Here is a 15,607-nt window from a genome sequence, read left to right as displayed (position 1 = left end):
CGTGATCGACGACGCGAGCCGTGGTGCGTGATCAACGAGGCGAGCCGTGGTGCGTGACCGACGGCACGAGCCGCGGCTGGTGATCGGCGGCCGGTGATCGGCGACAGGTGGCAAGCGGTGACGCCGTGGCTCCGGCTACGGCGTCACCTTCGGCGTTCCCTACGGCGTCATCTTCGGCGTCCGGGTCGCGTCCGTGCCCCAGCTGGCCAGCAGGCGGAGGGCGTCGGCGGAGGGGGAGCCCGGTTCGGCGTGGTAGGTGATCAGGCTCTGCTCGTGATCGTCGGGCAGCTGCAACGTCTCGAAGGAGAGGGTGAGTTCACCGACCAGGGGGTGACGCATGCGCTTCACGCCGTGGCTCTTCTCCTTCACGTCGTGCGTCGCCCACAGCCGCCGGAACTCCTCGCTCTTCACCGACAACTCCCCGACCAGCGCCGACAGCAGCGGATCGTCCGGATGACAGCCCGCGTCCATCCGCAGATAGCTGACGATGTCGGCCGCCTTCTGCTCCCAGTCGATGTACAGGTCCCGGTAGTCGGGCCGCAGGAACACCATCCGCGCCCAGTTCCGCTCCTGCGCGGGCAGCTCCGACCAGTCGCCGAACACCGCCGCCGCCATCCGGTTCCAGACGAGGATGTCCGCGCGCCGGCCGGTGATGTACGCGGGGACCGTGTCCAGGGTGTCGATCAGCTGCCGCAGGGCGCTCCGCACCTGCTGGGGCCGGGCCGACCGCTTCTTCTTGTGCGCCTTCGGCTTCGCGAGGTGGGTGAGGTGCGCGTGCTCGGCGTCGGTCAGCCGGAGGGCGCGCGCGATGGCGTCGAGCACCTCCGCCGACACGTTGCGCCCGTTGCCCTGCTCCAGCCGTGTGTAGTACGCCACGGACACACCCGCGAGCTGCGCCAGCTCCTCCCGGCGCAGTCCGGGGACCCGCCGGTGCCGTCCGAACGCGGGCAGCCCCACGTCCTCCGGCTTCAGCCGGGCCCGCCGGGTGCGCAGGAACTCGCTCAGCTCGGCGCGCCGGTCCAGCGCACCGGCGGTCCCGGCCTCGCCGAGGGGCGGTTCCTGCGTGGTCTCGGGCTGTTCGTCCATACGGCAAGTATTCACGGTCGTACGCCGGGCAGCCTGACCCCGCCAGTGGTAGGACCGGCGGTCGTACGCAAAGCCGTGACCTGGGTGAGCCTCGCGATGTCGGGCAGGCTGACAGTGGCACCCGGCCGGAAGGCAGGCCGGATGCGGGACGACGATCAGGAGAACCCCGGCATGACCACCACTGTCGCCGCCTATGCGGCGCCCGCCGCCAAGGCTCCGCTGGAGCGCACCACGATCGAGCGCCGTGAGGTCGGCGAGCACGACGTTCTGATCGACATCAAGTACGCCGGTATCTGCCACTCGGACATCCACCAGGCCCGCGAGGGCTGGGGCGAGGCGATCTTCCCGATGGTCCCCGGCCACGAGATCGCCGGTGTCGTCGAGGCCGTCGGCTCCGGCGTCACCAAGTTCGCCGTCGGCGACAAGGTCGGCGTCGGCTGCATGGTCGACTCCTGCCGGGAGTGCGAGAACTGCCGCGCGGGCCTGGAGCAGTACTGCCTCAAGGGCAACGTCGGCACCTACAACGCCATCGGCAAGGACGGCGAGCCCACCTACGGCGGCTACGCGGAGAAGATCGTCGTCGACGAGGCCTTCACCGTACGCATCCCCGACGGCATCGCCCTCGACGAGGCCGCGCCCCTGCTGTGCGCCGGTATCACCACGTACTCCCCGCTCAGGCACTGGAACGCCGGCCCCGGCAAGAAGGTCGCAGTCGTCGGTCTCGGTGGCCTCGGCCACATGGGCGTCAAGCTCGCGCACGCGCTCGGCGCCGAGGTGACCGTCCTGTCGCAGTCCCTGCGCAAGAAGGACGACGGACTGAAGCTGGGCGCCGACCACTACTACGCGACCAGCGACGAGGCGACGTTCAAGGAGCTGGCGGGCACCTTCGACCTGATCCTGTCGACGGTCTCGGCCCCGCTGAACCTGGACGCCTACCTCTCCCTCCTGAAGACCGACGGTGCGTTCGTGAACGTCGGCGCCCCGGAGGAGCCCGTCGCCCTCAACCTCTTCTCGGTCATCGCCGGCCGCAAGACCCTCGCGGGCTCCGGCATCGGCGGCATTCAGGAGACCCAGGAGATGCTCGACTTCTGCGCCGAGCACGGCCTCGGCGCCGAGATCGAACTGATCCGCGCGGACCAGATCAACGAGGCGTACGAGCGGGTGCTGGCGAGTGACGTCCGCTACCGGTTCGTGATCGACACCTCGACGATCTGAGGAGACCGTTTCTGGAAGGCGGCGGCATGGCCCCGCCTTCCAGCGGGCCCACGGGCAGGGGCGGCGGGGCGAGAAAGCCTCCGCCGCCCCGGCCCGTCCGGATGCGGGGCCGCCCCGACCGCCGGACGATGGAGCGGGGAGAGAGGTACGCGGCCGCGAAGCGATCACCACCCGGGGGCGCGGAGGAGAGCGACATGCCCCTTCAGAAGGCCCGCCCCGGCACCGTCCACACGGTCCGCCCGGACATCACCGTCCTCGCCGACAGCCTGGAGGTCCCGGGCATCGGCCACATCCCGGTCAACGCCTTCGTGCTGACGGCCGCCCAGCCGGTCGTCGTCGACACCGGCCTCGGCCTGCCCGACCGCAACTTCGTCGAGACGCTCGCCACGGTCCTGGACCCGGCGGACGTGCGCTGGATCTGGCTCACCCACCCCGACCGCGACCACACGGGCGGCATCTTCGACCTGCTGGCGGCGGCGCCCGACGCCCGGGTCGTGACGACCTTCGTCGGCGCGGGAATCCTCTCCTGCGAGCGTCCCCTGCCCCTGGACCGCTGCTATCTGCTGAACCCCGGCGAATCGATGGACGTCGGCGACCGCACCCTCACCGGCTTCCGCCCGCCCCTGTTCGACAACCCCGCCACCGTCGGCTTCTTCGACGACCGCTCCGGCGTCTGCTTCAGCTCCGACTGCTTCGGCGCGCCCCTTCCCACGGCCGAACTCGCCCGGACCGAGGACGTCCGCGACGTGCCCGTCGACGACCTGCGCATGGCTCAGCTGCTGTGGGCCACGGTGGACAGCCCCTGGGTCAGGACGGTCGACATGGACAAGTACCTGGCCACCTTCCGCCCCCTCAAGGACCGCGAGCCCGACCTCGTCCTCTCCACCCACCTGCCCCCGGCCACCGGCATCACGGGCTCCCTTTTCGACACCCTCTCCAGCGCCCCCGACGCCCCGCCCTTCACCGGCCCGGACCAGGCTGCCCTGGAACAGATGCTGGCGGGGTTCGAGCCGAACGGGGGCGGCCACGGGGGCTGAGGGAGAGCTCCGAGCGTTCCGAGCCCTGGCGCCAGGGGGCCCCGTGGGCCGCAATACGGGCCTACTCAGGCTGAGTTGAGTATGCGCGCTCATGTCCGGCAGGTCTCCGCGAGGCGAGTATCGGTGATGCGGCGCGGTCGACAGGCGCCGCCCCGAGCCAGCTCGGACCGACTCTTACGGAGATTTTCATGTCCCGACGTACCGTTCTGTCCGTGGCCGCAGGCGTCGTTGTCCTCGGCGGCGCCGGTGCCCTCACTCTCGCCTACGCCGGGGACCAGCCGCCGGCGCTGGCGAACAGCACTGCCCGCTACACCGCTCCCGAAGGCGACCGCGACGGCACGTTCGCCTTCGCCACCGACGTCACGGGGTCCGACGGTGTCAAGAGCGTGAAGGTGCTGGCATGGCCGCAGCAGTCGTCCTTCGCGAAGAACGCGCTGACCGCCAAGGACATGGCCGAGGTGGACGCGGCCGTATGCAAGCCTTCCGGACGGGACACCGTGCACTGCACGTACAGCGCCGAGGTCACCGGTGCCGACGCCGAGTCCTCCCCGCGTGGTGCCTGGCACGTCGCCGTCCTCGTCACCGCCGAGGACGGCACCACGACCCTGGAGACCGAGGCGGCGGACTTCACCGTCGGGTGACCCGGCCGGGCGCGCGACCGGGAGCGGGCGCGACCCTGTCGTTCCGTACGCCTGTGTTCGCGTCGGCGTGCGCCTCGTGGTGGCTGGTCATCGGCGACCGGGGGCCCGCTGGGCGGGCATGGAATCGCTCGGAACCCTCGCGCGTTGAGGTCGGTGGGCATCGGATGGCGATGGCGTACGAGCCGAGTACGCCGAGTCACCGAGCGACACGTATGGGAGGGCCGCAATGGCCGCGCAGACGCAGAGGGCCGTGCTGGCGGGCGGGTGTTTCTGGGGAATGCAGGACCTGATCCGCAGGCTCCCGGGGGTGAGGGCGACCCGGGTCGGATACACCGGGGGTGACGTGCCGAACGCGACGTACCGCAACCACGGCACGCACGCGGAGGGCATCGAGATCCTCTTCGACCCGGCGCAGACCGACTTCCGCACGCTCCTGGAGTTCTTCTTCCAGATCCACGACCCGAGCACCCGGAACCGCCAGGGCAACGACATCGGCCTCAGCTACCGCTCGGCGATCTACTACGTGGACGACGAGCAGAAGCGGATCGCCGAGGACACCATCGCGGACGTGGACGCCTCCGGACTGTGGCCGGGCAAGGTCGTCACCGAGGTGGAGCCGGTCGGCCCCTTCTGGGAGGCCGAGCCCGAGCACCAGGACTATCTGCAGCGGTATCCGGACGGCTACACCTGCCACTTCCCGCGCCCGGGATGGCGGCTGCCCGCCCGCGCGCAGGACTGACCGCCGGGCGGCCCCGGCGGGGGCGGTGACCGGGCCCCGCCGTCGGCTCAGTCCGTGGCGGCCCCCGCCGTCACCGCCCGCGCCGACGCGTTCCGGATGCGGCAGTAGAACGCGGCCATCGCCTCGCCGTCGCCCTGATAGCGCCACGGCAGGGCGTTGACGTACCCGTCGACCAGCCTGAACTGTTCGAGCGCGGCGTCGTCGCGGTCCTGCAGCGCGAGGTAGTACGCGAGCAGGTGCCGCAGCTCGGGCAGGCGAGGGTGGGCGGGGTCGGCCGCGGCGGCGTCCGCGAGGCCGGCGTCCACCCGGCCGATCATCCTCGGCGTACGGTCCACGCTGTTGTCGTCCGACGTGTCGTGCTCGAAGTGCGCGATCAGCGGGAACGCGGTGAGCAGGCTGCCCAGCGGTGCCTGGGCCGCCGCGCGCTCGGCGAACTCCGCCGCCAGCTTCTCCGAGCCCCGCCACTTCGCACACCAGTACTGCAGTGCCGAGAAATGGGCCTCGTAGTGGTGCGGGGCCCGGGCGGTGATCTCCGCCCACAGCCGGTCCATCTCGGAGTTCGGGTAGCCGAGCCCGAGCGCCACCCAGATCTCGGTGACGTACGGCGTCGGGTCGTCGGGGTTGAGCGCCGCCGCCCGGCCGATCTCCTCGCGGGAACGTTCCAGCATCCGGTGGAAACCGCCGAACTGCTCACCGGTCGTGTACTTGGCCTTCTTCCCGCCGCGCAGGTCCCAGGCCAGGACCACCGTGCTGCGGGCCCGTACGACGGCGGCGTCCGGGTCGTCGGGGCGGTCCGTCTCCCAGGCGAGCAGCCAGTCGTCCTCCTTCGCCGCGATCTCGCCCAGCAGGTACGCGGTGAACGACCGGCGTTCCCAGTCCCGGCCGGCGTCGTGCATCAGCTTGGCGGCCGCCTTCCAGTCGCCGCCGCGCACGGCGGCCAGCGCCGGTTCCTGGCCCGGCGGGAGGGGACCCGCGAGGGTGACGTTCTGGCGCTCCGCCGGCAGCAGCCCCAGCGCCTCGGCGGTGTCCCGGCCGGTGTCGGTGCCCGCGCCTGGGGAGAAGAACTCCTTGAGGAAGATCCAGGCCAGCCAGAGGCCGAAGAGCACGGTCGGTACCGCCAGGACGGCCAGTATCCAGAGCAGTACGGTCATCGCGGTGCGTCCGTTTCTCGGTTCGCGGGGTCCTGGGGCGCGGGCAGCAGCGTGCGCAGCGGGCCCGTGTCGGGGTGGTCGGCGACCGCGGCGGCGATCGCGGTGCCCAGGTCGGCCTCGGTGCCGTCCGGGGCGGGCGGCAGCCGTACCGCGGCCGGCTCCGACCAGGAGAACTCCCAGCTCAGCCGGGAGTGGGTGCTCAGCTCAGCCAGCACCATGCCCTGCAAGGCGTCGGCCAGCGCGGGCCGCACGAACTCGCGGAAGGCCCGGCCCTGGGCCTCGGCCGCCTGGTCCGACAGCGGCAGCCGCCGCGCCAGCCGCCACAGCTGCCCGTCGTCGATCACCCGCAGCAGGGCGGCCAGGGACGGGTGGCCGTGGGTGTACATCGCCAGCGCCCGGTGCAGCGCGGTGTCGAGGGAGGCGAAGTGCGCGGCCATCGAACCGTCGAGCAGCTCCTGCCAGTCGCCGGTGCGCCGGAACCGCAGGACGTCCTCGGTGAGGACCGCGTCCTCCAGCGCGGCCAGGGTCCGGTCGGGGTCGGCGAGCAGACCGAGCGCCGGGCCCCGGGCCTCGTCCGCGCGGCCGTCGGCGGGCAGCGCCTCGATCCGTGCGACGCGGTCGGCGATGGGCGGGTGCGAGTCGTAGGGCGAGGCCGGCTCGGTGGGCAACTCGGCACGCAGGCCGACCAGTTCGAGCTGACGGGCCGAGAGCATCCGCCCGTAGCCGCCGAAGAACTCACCACGCGGCGGGAGCAGCCGGGCCTCGGTGCCGAGCGTGGCGTAGCTGTTCATGTAGAAGCCGAACGCGGTGTCCAGCGCCGGTATCTCGCGCAGCGCCGACGCGGTGGCGTCGCGGCCGGCGATCCGGGCGGCCGCGGCGTCGGCGGCGTACTCCTGGCGGCGTGAACTCGTGAGCGTGGCGCGGATGTACAGCTTGGCGTAGCCGATGTAGATCCACGCCATCGCGCGGTACGTGATGCCCGCGCCCGTGGTGTCGATCTCCTTGGTCTTCTTCCCCTTGGCCGCGGCCTTCGCGTTCTTATTCTCCAGCCGGGCCCGCTCGCGTCCCGCCGTCCTGTCGGCGCGTTCCTCGAAGTGCCCGATGGTGCGCAGCACCTGGGCCCGGCCGCGGGCGGTGATCGCGGCGAGCCGGGTGTCCGCGTTCGAGTAGTGCCCCAGTTCATGGGCGAGGACCGCGCGCAGCTGCGCCTCGGTCAGGCCCTGGGCCAGCGGTATCCCGAGGTAGAGGTGGCGCGGACCGGCCAGCAGGCCGAGCAGCCGGGCGTCCTCGCTGACGGCGGCGTTGACGTCGGCCGTCAGCACGATCCGGGAGGGCGCCCGGGTGCCGACCGCGTCGGCCAGTTCCCCGACGGCACGCCACAGTCCGGGCTCGTCGGCCTCCGTCACCGCCAGGCCCGGCGGGTCTTCGTCCTTCGGCGTGCGCAGCATGAACAGACCGCGGACGAGCGGGATCGCCAGCAGTACGGAGACCACGTAGAGCTTGGCGGCGACAGCGGACGGAGCGTGCAGATGGAGCAGGTAGTCGGCGCCGGCGAGCGCCGCCAGCAGGAGCACGCCGAGCAGATGGAAGCCGGCGAGCAGCACGAGAGCGCGCAGCGCGCGCAGGGTCGCGCCCATTGGGCAGAGGTCCCCCCACGGGAAAGATCGCGAACGATCATTTATGCGTCGAAAGTGGCCAAAGTCGGACGGCTTGAGGCGTGTCCATGACCAAAAAGTGTGAGGGGCGGAGTATTTCGCACGGATGTGCGGGGTCGCAAGGGCTTACAGAACGGCCGCGACCCCGCCGGCGTCACCTCAGTGCGGCAGCGTCGCGGGACTCCCCCCGTTCGCCTCGTAACCCGCCACCGCCAGAGCCCGGTAGATCGCGTAGTCCGCGGCCGGGTCGGAGGTGAGCGTCCAGGGGAGGGCGCCCACGTGACCGTCGACGTGCACGAGCTGGTCCATGGCCTCGGACCAGCGCTCGGAGCGGACCAGGAAGAAGACCAGCAGGTGACGGACATGGGCCAGCATCGGGTCGTCCGGCCGCGCCGCGTGCACCGCGTACAGGGCGCCGTGCACCGCCTTGGTGACGACCTCGCTCTCGTAGAAGCCCTGCACCAGATTCACCTCGGGCAGGTGCTCGAAGACCGCGAAGAGCGGCATGGCGGCCAGCAGCGACCCCTGCCTGGCCCGGGCCGCCGCCGACTCGGCGAAGGAGTACGCCAGCTCCCGCGAGCCGTGCCACTTCTCGCACCAGTAGTGCAGGGCCGCGAAGTGCGCGCCCATGTGGTCCGGGGCGCGGTCCAGGATCTTCAGCCAGAGCTGCTCGAACTCCGCCCGGGAGTACGCCAGCCCACGCGCCACCGACAGCTCGATGATGTACGGGACCGGGTCACCCGGCGCCAGCAGCGCCGCGTCACCGCACGCCGCTCTCGCCTCCTCCATGATGATCCGGAAGTCGTCCGTACCGGGCGTCGACGTCCGCCACGCCTGCTGCACCAGGAACTCCGCGTGCACCGCCGCGCCGCCCGCGTCCTTCGGCGCCTCCGCGCGCCACACCCGCAGCCACTGCCCGCCCGGCGTCTCGCCCACCCCGCCCGGCCGCTGCGCCAGCTCCAGCGCCGCCGCACCCGCGAACGCCTGCACCCGCTGCCACCGGACCTCACCGGCCGCCTCCGTGCCGGCCAGCAGCTGCTGCGCCGCCCGGTGGTCCCGGGAGCGCTGCACCACGTCCAGCACGTCCAGCAGGTCCTGGTCGGGGCCCGGCATCCGCACGTCCAGCAGCTCCTGCCGCACGAACCCGTAGTCCGCCGGGTCCGCCGCGTCCGGGTGCCCCGCCTCCACCTGCTGAATACCGGCCCTGCGACGCGCCAGGACCGGCCACAGCACGAAGCCGATCATGAGCATCGCCATCAGGACCCAGAGAATCTCCATGCCACAAGGGTTCCAGACCCGGCCGACAATTGCCCAACCCGCCCGGCTCCCTGTGGACAACTCCCGCCCGGCCGCCCGCGCCCGGGGCGGCCACCGGACACGAGGCGCCCAGAACCCCCGCGACCGCTTACGCTCGGTACCCATGAGCGACAGCCACACCAGCCAGCACTTCGAGACCCTCGCGATCCACGCGGGCAACACCGCGGATCCCCTCACCGGCGCGGTCGTCCCGCCGATCTACCAGGTCTCGACCTACAAGCAGGACGGCGTAGGGGGCCTGCGCGGCGGCTACGAGTACAGCCGCAGCGCCAACCCCACCCGCACCGCGCTGGAGGAGAACCTCGCCGCCCTGGAGGGCGGCCGCCGCGGTCTCGCGTTCGCGTCCGGCCTGGCAGCCGAGGACTGCCTGCTGCGTACGCTGCTCAGCCCCGGCGATCACGTGGTCATCCCCAACGACGCCTACGGCGGCACCTTCCGCCTGTTCGCCAAGGTCGTCTCCCGGTGGGGCGTGGACTGGTCGGTGGCCGACACCGCCGACCCCGCCGCCGTACGGGCAGCCCTCACCCCGAAGACGAAGGTCGTCTGGGTGGAGACCCCTTCCAACCCGCTGCTCGGGATCACCGACATCCCGGCCGTCGCCCAGATCGCCCGCGAGGCCGGCGCCAGGCTGGTCGTCGACAACACCTTCGCCACCCCCTACCTCCAGCAGCCGCTCGCGCTCGGCGCGGACGTCGTCGTGCACTCGCTCACCAAGTACATGGGCGGCCACTCCGACGTCGTCGGCGGCGCGCTGATCGTCGGTGACCAGGAACTGGGCGAGGAACTGGCGTACCACCAGAACGCGATGGGCGCCGTCGCCGGCCCCTTCGACTCCTGGCTGGTGCTGCGCGGCACCAAGACCCTCGCCGTCCGCATGGACCGGCACAGCGACAACGCCACCAAGGTCGCCGACATGCTCACCCGGCACGCGCGCGTGTCGAGCGTGCTCTACCCGGGACTGCCCGAACACCCCGGGCACGAGGTCGCCGCCAAGCAGATGAAGGCGTTCGGCGGCATGGTGTCGTTCCGGGTCACCGGCGGCGAGGAGGCGGCCGTCGAGGTCTGCAACCGCGCCAAGGTGTTCACCCTCGGCGAGTCCCTGGGCGGCGTGGAGTCCCTGATCGAGCACCCGGGACGCATGACGCACGCCTCTGCGGCCGGTTCGGCCCTGGAGGTACCCGCCGACCTCGTCCGCCTCTCCGTGGGCATCGAGAACGTCGACGACCTGCTGGAGGACCTGCAGCAGGCCCTCGGCTAGACGCGGTCTGGGCACTCACCAGCCCGACACGGGTGGGGTCGTCGTCGACGGCGGCTCCACCCAGGGACGGACCGTCAGCGCCCACACGGCGAACGCGACCACGGCGGCCGCCAGCACCACCCACAGCACGTGCCGGGCCACCGTCCGGCGCCGCAGCATGCGCCCGCCGCGCCGTACCGCCGCCGCGCACAGTTCGGGCGGCACCTGCACCGGCCCACGCTCCAGGATCTGCCGCACGGCCGACTCACGGTCCCGCAGACTCATGACGGAGCCACCTCCACCACCTTCTTGGCGGCCGCCTCGCGCGGGGGATGCAGGACCGTCGCCATCGCGCGCAGACAGATCGTCGTCACGCGCTCCACGGTCAGCCCGAGCAGCGCCGCCGTCTGCTCCGCGGCGACCCCCTCGTGGAGCCGCAGGACGAGGATCAGCCGCTCCTGCGGGCCGAGAGCGGCCAGGGCGCCGCCGGGCGGCGGGCGGAAGAGGCCGTGGTGATGCCACGCCGCGCGCGCGAAGCGGACCGCCAGCCGCTGCCGCGTCAGGTCATAGGGGTCCTCGCCACGCAGCCGGTCCCAGGTGGCGTAGGTGTGGGCGAGGGCATGCGTCAGCAGCCGCCGCGCGCGCGGGTTGTCGTCCGGCGGCTCCGCCGTGAGCAGCGTGGCGGTCCGCAGCAGCCGCCCCGCCGCACCCGCGACGAACGCCTCGAACTCCCTTGCCCGGCGGGCGTCCTGGGCCACCTGCCGATCTCGCACCACGCCTCCCGCCTGAGGCCGACCCTGAGGGGAACGGGCCCGGTCGCGCACGGATCGCTCCGCCCGCGCACGGACACCGCCGCCGCGTGCGGCCCCCTTCGCCGTCCACGACGAGGGCCCGGTCTCATATGAGGCCAGGAGCGGTGGCGCGGTCAAGGGTCAGGAGGCCGACGGTGCCTCCGGCGCCGCGGCCATGCGGGACGAGAGGGCGCTGTTGAAACGGGTGAGGAGGGAGCAGAAGGCCACACGCTCCTCGGGGGCCCAGTCCTGGGTGAGTTCGGCCATGAGCTGACGCCTGGAGGAACGTACCTCCTCAAGGCGCGACAGCCCGCGCGGCGACAGCTGCAGCACCACCGCCCGGCCGTCCTCCGGGTGCGAGGTCCGCTTGACGAGTCCGGTGTCCACGAGCGGCGCCACCTGCCGGGTGACCGTGGAGGAGTCGATCCCCATGCTCGCGGCGAGCGCCTTGACGCCCATCGGCCCTTCCTTGTCGAGGCGGTTGAGCAGCAGGTAGGCGGCACGGTCCATGGAGTTGCGCACCTGCCCCACGCCGCCGAGCCGGGTCTGTTCGGCACGGCGTGCGAACACCGCGACCTCGTGCTGCAGCGTGTCGAGAAGACCGTTCTCACCGACGGTCGTCATGTCCATCGACATTTCAGGTGTTGTGGGCATGGCCAAAGGCTCAATTCATGCGTGGGGCGCTGGGTTGGGGGACAGAGTACGCGGACCGGGCGTGGGGTGTACGGGCCCCGGTGAAACCCGGTCCCGCCCCTTGGTCACACCCGCGTTCGGGCCCTGTGAACTGCGAGACTGTGGTCATGAGCTACAGCACGGCTGACTCCTTTCCGCGCGTGACGATCGACGACGTGCGGGGCGCGCAGAAGATGCTTACGGGCGTTTCACGTGTCACCGCCATGGAGGGCAGCAGGCATCTGACGCAACTCGTCGGCGCCCCGGTGCACCTCAAGTGCGAGAACCTCCAGCGCACGGGGTCCTTCAAACTGCGGGGCGCGTACGTCCGTATCGCGGGCCTGCTGCCCGAGGAACGTGCCGCCGGTGTCGTCGCCGCGAGCGCCGGCAACCACGCCCAGGGCGTCGCCCTCGCCTCCTCGCTGCTCGGCGTCCACTCCACGGTCTTCATGCCCAAGGGCGCCCCACTGCCGAAGATCAGCGCGACCGAGGAGTACGGCGCCGAGGTGCGACTGCACGGCACGGTGGTCGACGAGACGCTGACCGCCGCCCAGGAGTACGCGGCCGAGACGGGCGCGGTGTTCATCCACCCCTTCGATCACCATGACGTCATCGCGGGTCAGGGCACGGTGGGCCTGGAGATCCTGGAGCAGTGCCCCGAGGTGCGCACCATCGTCGTAGGGGTCGGCGGCGGCGGGCTCGCGGCGGGCATCGCCGTCGCGGTGAAGGCGCTGCGCCCGGACGTGCGTGTCGTCGGCGTCCAGGCGGAGGGCGCGGCCGCGTACCCGCCCTCGCTGGCCGCCGGGCTGCCGCTGGCCGTGGCGAACCCGGCGACGATGGCCGACGGCATCAAGGTCGGACGGCCCGGCGACGTGCCGTTCGGCATCGTCGCCGAACTGGTCGACGAGGTCCGCACGGTCTCCGAGTACGACCTCTCCAGCGCCCTGCTGCTCTGCCTGGAGCGGGCCAAGCTGGTCGTGGAACCGGCCGGCGCCAGCCCCGTCGCCGCCCTGCTGCGCGACCCGGGGGCCTTCGAGGGCCCGGTCGTCGCGGTGCTCTCCGGCGGCAACGTCGACCCGCTGCTGATGCAGCGCATCCTGCGGCACGGCATGGCCGCCGGCGGCCGCTACCTGCAGGTCCGCCTCCGTCTGACCGACCGCCCCGGTGCCCTCGCGACACTTCTCGGGGTGCTGTCGGTGGTCGACGCCAACGTCCTCGACGTGAGCCATGTGCGCACCGACCCCCGGCTCGGGCTCACGGAGGTCGAGGTCGAACTCCACCTGGAGACGAGGGGGCCGACGCACTGCGCCGAGGTCGACCACGCTCTCCGCGAGGCGGGTTACATCGTCCTCGACTGAGGCGTCGGCGCCGACGCCTCAGTCGGCGTGAGCGGCGAAGGGCCCGGTGCACGACCGGGCCCCCGGCGCCGAAGGAGCGCCGGGGGCCACGGACCGAACGGGGGCGTGCGATCAGCTCTGGTAGGGCACGGCCTTGAGGATCTTCACCGAGGCGAACTTGCCGTTCGGCAGCTCGTACTGCGCGTCCTGGCCGACCTTCTTGCCGGTCACACCCGAGCCGAGCGGGGACTGCGGCGAGTAGGTCTCGATGTCGGAGCTGGCGTACTCACGGGAGGCGAGCAGGAAGGTCACGGTGTCGTCCTCGTCGCCGTCGAAGGCGATCGTCACGACCATGCCGGGCGCCACCGCGCCGTCCGCCGAGGCCGGCGCCTCGCCGACCTTGGCGTTCTCCAGGAGCTGGGTCAGCTGGCGCACCCGGAGCTCCTGCTTGCCCTGCTCCTCCTTGGCCGCGTGGTACCCGCCGTTCTCGCGCAGGTCGCCCTCCTCGCGCGCGGCCGCGATCTTGGCGGCGATCTCCGTGCGCGCGGGACCAGACAGGTAGTCCAGCTCGGCCCTGAGCTGGTTGTACGCCTCCTGGGTCAGCCAGGTGACGTTCTCGCTGGTCTGGGTCACAGGTGCTCCTCGTAGGTACTGGGAATACAAAGCATCGCCCTACACAGAAGAATGTTCCTTCTCGAGTGGGCGAAACCACGAGCCTAACAATTCAGTGGCCGAAGGGGGAGGACATAAACCACAAGCGTTACGTCGGCGCAGGTCACGGCCCCGATTCGGAGAGGCGGGGCGGACCGGGGCCCGGGACGGGCCGGGGTTCAGCCGGCGTGGCAGCCCAGGAGTTCGGCCGTGGTGCCGCGCGAGGTCGTTCTCAGGGTGACGGTCTTGTCGATGTCCGTGACATCGGCGCCGAAGCGGAAGTCGGCGCGGCCGACCTCGGTGCCGTCCTCGGCCTGCGAGCGCACGGTGCAGTAGCCGTCGACCCCGGCGTCCTTGTCGCCCTTGAGGTGCACCTTCACCGTGTGCGCGGAGGTGTCGAAGGTGTAGATCTCGACGCTGATCCTGTTACCGGCCACGTAGTGGTAGGCGAACCAGCCGATGAGGACGAGCAGGGCGGCGCCGAGGACGCTGCCGATGACCTTGAGCCTGCGGTCGGCGCGCTCGTCCGCGGAGCGGCCGTAGCGGCCCTCGGGAAGCCGCGTGCTCGCCGTCGTCATGGTCGTCCTCTCGGAAAGGGGCCGGAAGCGTGCCGTCCGGCAGGGGCGTCCACGTATCGGACCGGGAATATCCCGCCCCCCGATGCCGTCACTATAGAAGCCCCCCGCCCAGCGCCTGACGGCCGCCCCGCACCGGGTGTCCGAGCGGGACGGCAGTATGGACTCACCGGATCGCGCCGGGCCGAGTCACCGAAGTTCAGGCCGGGCGCCGAGTGACGAGGGAATGAGTCTTGACTGACCAGCTGCGACTGATGGCCGTGCACGCACACCCCGACGACGAGTCGAGCAAGGGTGCGGCCACCATGGCGAAGTATGTGTCCGAGGGGGTGGACGTGCTGGTCGTGACCTGCACGGGCGGGGAGCGCGGTTCCATCCTCAATCCGAAACTGCAGGGCGACCAGTACATCGAGGAGCACATTCACGAGGTACGCAAGAAGGAGATGGACGAGGCCCGGGAGATCCTCGGCGTGGGGCAGGAGTGGCTCGGCTTCGTCGACTCCGGTCTCCCGGAGGGCGACCCCCTGCCGCCCCTCCCCGACGGCTGCTTCGCCCTGGAGGACGTCGACAAGGCGGCCGGCGAGCTGGTCAGGAAGATCCGCGCGTTCCGTCCCCAGGTGATCACCACCTACGACGAGAACGGCGGGTACCCGCACCCCGACCACATCATGACCCACAAGATCTCGATGGTGGCGTTCGAGGGCGCGACGGACACCGAGAAGTACCCCGAGGGCGAGTACGGCGCGGCGTACCAGCCGCAGAAGCTCTACTACAACCAGGGCTTCAACCGCCCCCGCACCGAGGCGCTGCACAACGCCCTCGTGGCCCGCGGCATGGAGTCCCCGTACGGCGACTGGCTCAAGCGCTGGGACGAGTCCGAGCACAAGGACCGCACCCTGACCACGCACGTCCCCTGCGCCGACTTCTTCGAGATCCGTGACAAGGCCCTCATCGCCCACGCCACCCAGATCGACCCCGACGGGGGCTGGTTCCGGGTGCCGATGGAGATCCAGAAGGCGGTCTGGCCCACCGAGGAGTACGAGCTGGCGAAGTCCCTCGTGGACACCTCGCTCCCCGAGGACGACCTCTTTGCGGGCATCCGCTAGCCCTGGGGGACAATGCCAGGCATGAGCGTAAGCCTGGCAGTCACACACCTCGTCCCCCTCGCCAAGGAGCTGGACAAGGACAAGGTCACCCCCGGCGTCCTCGGCTTCATCGTCTTCGCGGTGATGGCTCTGGCCGTCTGGGGCCTGATGAAGTCCATGAACAAGCACATGGGCAAGGTCGACTTCAAGGAGTCGCCCGACCCGGACGCCTCCGTCGAGGAGACGGCGACGGAAGCGAGCGGCAGGACGACCCCGGCCAAGGGCTGACCGCCGGCCGACGGCGTGACTCCGTGACACCGCTCAGGTGTCGCGGAGCCACACGGCGGCGCCCCCGGCGAGGCACCGGGCGTCGCCATGGCCGCACTGGGCGTCGCCGTGGGGGCACGAGGCGTCGTCG

Annotated in this window: 17 protein-coding genes; 8 read left to right on the top strand and 9 right to left on the bottom strand. The window is 71.5% G+C overall.

The annotated features are described in order from the left end of the window. Nucleotides 1-159: 159 nt before the first annotated feature. Nucleotides 160-1,086 (bottom strand): helix-turn-helix domain-containing protein, encoded by a 927-nt coding sequence (locus ACZ6BB_RS11630; RefSeq protein ID WP_471615070.1) that lies wholly within the window; start codon nt 1,084-1,086, stop codon nt 160-162. Nucleotides 1,087-1,257: 171 nt separating this feature from the next. On the opposite strand from ACZ6BB_RS11630, the gene ACZ6BB_RS11625 reads away from it, so the two are divergent. From ACZ6BB_RS11625 to msrA, 4 genes are all read left to right on the top strand, one after another. Then, on the top strand, nt 1,258-2,301 hold the full coding sequence (locus tag ACZ6BB_RS11625; RefSeq protein WP_471615069.1) for an NAD(P)-dependent alcohol dehydrogenase: 1,044 nt from the start codon (nt 1,258-1,260) through the stop codon (nt 2,299-2,301). Between the two features lie 194 nt (nt 2,302-2,495). Next, a complete protein-coding gene (locus ACZ6BB_RS11620; RefSeq protein ID WP_471615068.1) occupies nt 2,496-3,338 on the top strand; it encodes an MBL fold metallo-hydrolase in 843 nt (280 codons plus the stop codon). 188 nt (nt 3,339-3,526) lie between these two features. Continuing rightward, nucleotides 3,527-3,979, top strand: a complete 453-nt coding sequence (locus tag ACZ6BB_RS11615) for a DUF5707 domain-containing protein (protein WP_471615067.1) — start codon at nt 3,527-3,529, stop codon at nt 3,977-3,979. Nucleotides 3,980-4,205: 226 nt separating this feature from the next. Next, on the top strand, nt 4,206-4,718 hold the full coding sequence (gene msrA, locus ACZ6BB_RS11610) for a peptide-methionine (S)-S-oxide reductase MsrA (protein WP_471615066.1): 513 nt from the start codon (nt 4,206-4,208) through the stop codon (nt 4,716-4,718). A gap of 47 nt (nt 4,719-4,765) precedes the next feature. Here the strand turns inward: msrA and ACZ6BB_RS11605 are convergent, their stop codons facing one another. From ACZ6BB_RS11605 to ACZ6BB_RS11595, 3 genes are all read right to left on the bottom strand, one after another. Further along, nucleotides 4,766-5,869 carry a hypothetical protein gene (locus ACZ6BB_RS11605; RefSeq protein ID WP_471615065.1) on the bottom strand — a complete coding sequence of 368 codons (1,104 nt, stop codon included), beginning with the start codon at nt 5,867-5,869 and terminating at the stop codon, nt 4,766-4,768. Continuing rightward, the gene (locus ACZ6BB_RS11600) at nt 5,866-7,506 is read right to left on the bottom strand and encodes a M48 family metallopeptidase (RefSeq protein WP_471615064.1); all 1,641 of its coding nucleotides are present in this window, start codon (nt 7,504-7,506) and stop codon (nt 5,866-5,868) included. The genes ACZ6BB_RS11605 and ACZ6BB_RS11600 overlap by 4 nt, the downstream gene beginning before the upstream one ends. A gap of 177 nt (nt 7,507-7,683) precedes the next feature. Beyond that, the gene (locus ACZ6BB_RS11595) at nt 7,684-8,802 is read right to left on the bottom strand and encodes a hypothetical protein (protein WP_471615063.1); all 1,119 of its coding nucleotides are present in this window, start codon (nt 8,800-8,802) and stop codon (nt 7,684-7,686) included. Nucleotides 8,803-8,944: 142 nt separating this feature from the next. Here ACZ6BB_RS11595 and ACZ6BB_RS11590 point away from each other — a divergent pair, with 142 nt between their 5' ends. Beyond that, the gene (locus ACZ6BB_RS11590) at nt 8,945-10,099 is read left to right on the top strand and encodes a cystathionine gamma-synthase (protein WP_471615062.1); all 1,155 of its coding nucleotides are present in this window, start codon (nt 8,945-8,947) and stop codon (nt 10,097-10,099) included. A 15-nt stretch (nt 10,100-10,114) separates the two neighbouring features. Here the strand turns inward: ACZ6BB_RS11590 and ACZ6BB_RS11585 are convergent, their stop codons facing one another. The 3 genes from ACZ6BB_RS11585 to ACZ6BB_RS11575 all read right to left on the bottom strand — a co-directional run bounded on the left by ACZ6BB_RS11585 (nt 10,115) and on the right by ACZ6BB_RS11575 (nt 11,505). Then, entirely contained in the window at nt 10,115-10,363 is a 249-nt protein-coding gene (locus tag ACZ6BB_RS11585) for a hypothetical protein (protein WP_471615061.1), read from the bottom strand. Then, nucleotides 10,360-10,851 (bottom strand): sigma factor-like helix-turn-helix DNA-binding protein, encoded by a 492-nt coding sequence (locus tag ACZ6BB_RS11580; protein ID WP_471615060.1) that lies wholly within the window; start codon nt 10,849-10,851, stop codon nt 10,360-10,362. The genes ACZ6BB_RS11585 and ACZ6BB_RS11580 overlap by 4 nt, the downstream gene beginning before the upstream one ends. Before the next feature lie 159 nt (nt 10,852-11,010). Further along, nucleotides 11,011-11,505 carry a MarR family winged helix-turn-helix transcriptional regulator gene (locus ACZ6BB_RS11575; RefSeq protein WP_471615319.1) on the bottom strand — a complete coding sequence of 165 codons (495 nt, stop codon included), beginning with the start codon at nt 11,503-11,505 and terminating at the stop codon, nt 11,011-11,013. Nucleotides 11,506-11,669: 164 nt separating this feature from the next. Here ACZ6BB_RS11575 and ilvA point away from each other — a divergent pair, with 164 nt between their 5' ends. Further along, nucleotides 11,670-12,899 carry a threonine ammonia-lyase gene (gene ilvA, locus ACZ6BB_RS11570; protein WP_471615059.1) on the top strand — a complete coding sequence of 410 codons (1,230 nt, stop codon included), beginning with the start codon at nt 11,670-11,672 and terminating at the stop codon, nt 12,897-12,899. A gap of 111 nt (nt 12,900-13,010) precedes the next feature. Here ilvA and greA read toward each other — a convergent pair whose 3' ends face one another. After that, complete coding sequence (gene greA / locus ACZ6BB_RS11565) at nt 13,011-13,511, bottom strand: transcription elongation factor GreA (RefSeq protein WP_013001180.1); 501 nt, start codon at nt 13,509-13,511, stop codon at nt 13,011-13,013. Nucleotides 13,512-13,708: 197 nt separating this feature from the next. After that, on the bottom strand, nt 13,709-14,107 hold the full coding sequence (locus ACZ6BB_RS11560) for a DUF4307 domain-containing protein (RefSeq protein WP_471615058.1): 399 nt from the start codon (nt 14,105-14,107) through the stop codon (nt 13,709-13,711). A 251-nt stretch (nt 14,108-14,358) separates the two neighbouring features. Here ACZ6BB_RS11560 and mca point away from each other — a divergent pair, with 251 nt between their 5' ends. Both mca and ACZ6BB_RS11550 read left to right on the top strand, forming a co-directional pair. Beyond that, on the top strand, nt 14,359-15,210 hold the full coding sequence (mca, locus tag ACZ6BB_RS11555) for a mycothiol conjugate amidase Mca (RefSeq protein WP_471615318.1): 852 nt from the start codon (nt 14,359-14,361) through the stop codon (nt 15,208-15,210). A gap of 21 nt (nt 15,211-15,231) precedes the next feature. Then, complete coding sequence (locus ACZ6BB_RS11550) at nt 15,232-15,477, top strand: hypothetical protein (RefSeq protein WP_383885472.1); 246 nt, start codon at nt 15,232-15,234, stop codon at nt 15,475-15,477. Nucleotides 15,478-15,607: the final 130 nt, after the last annotated feature.

It is taken from the genome of Streptomyces sp. NPDC041108 (assembly GCF_055592645.1).
Note: the sequence above shows the minus strand (reverse complement) of the source record. Positions and strands in the feature narration are given on the sequence as shown.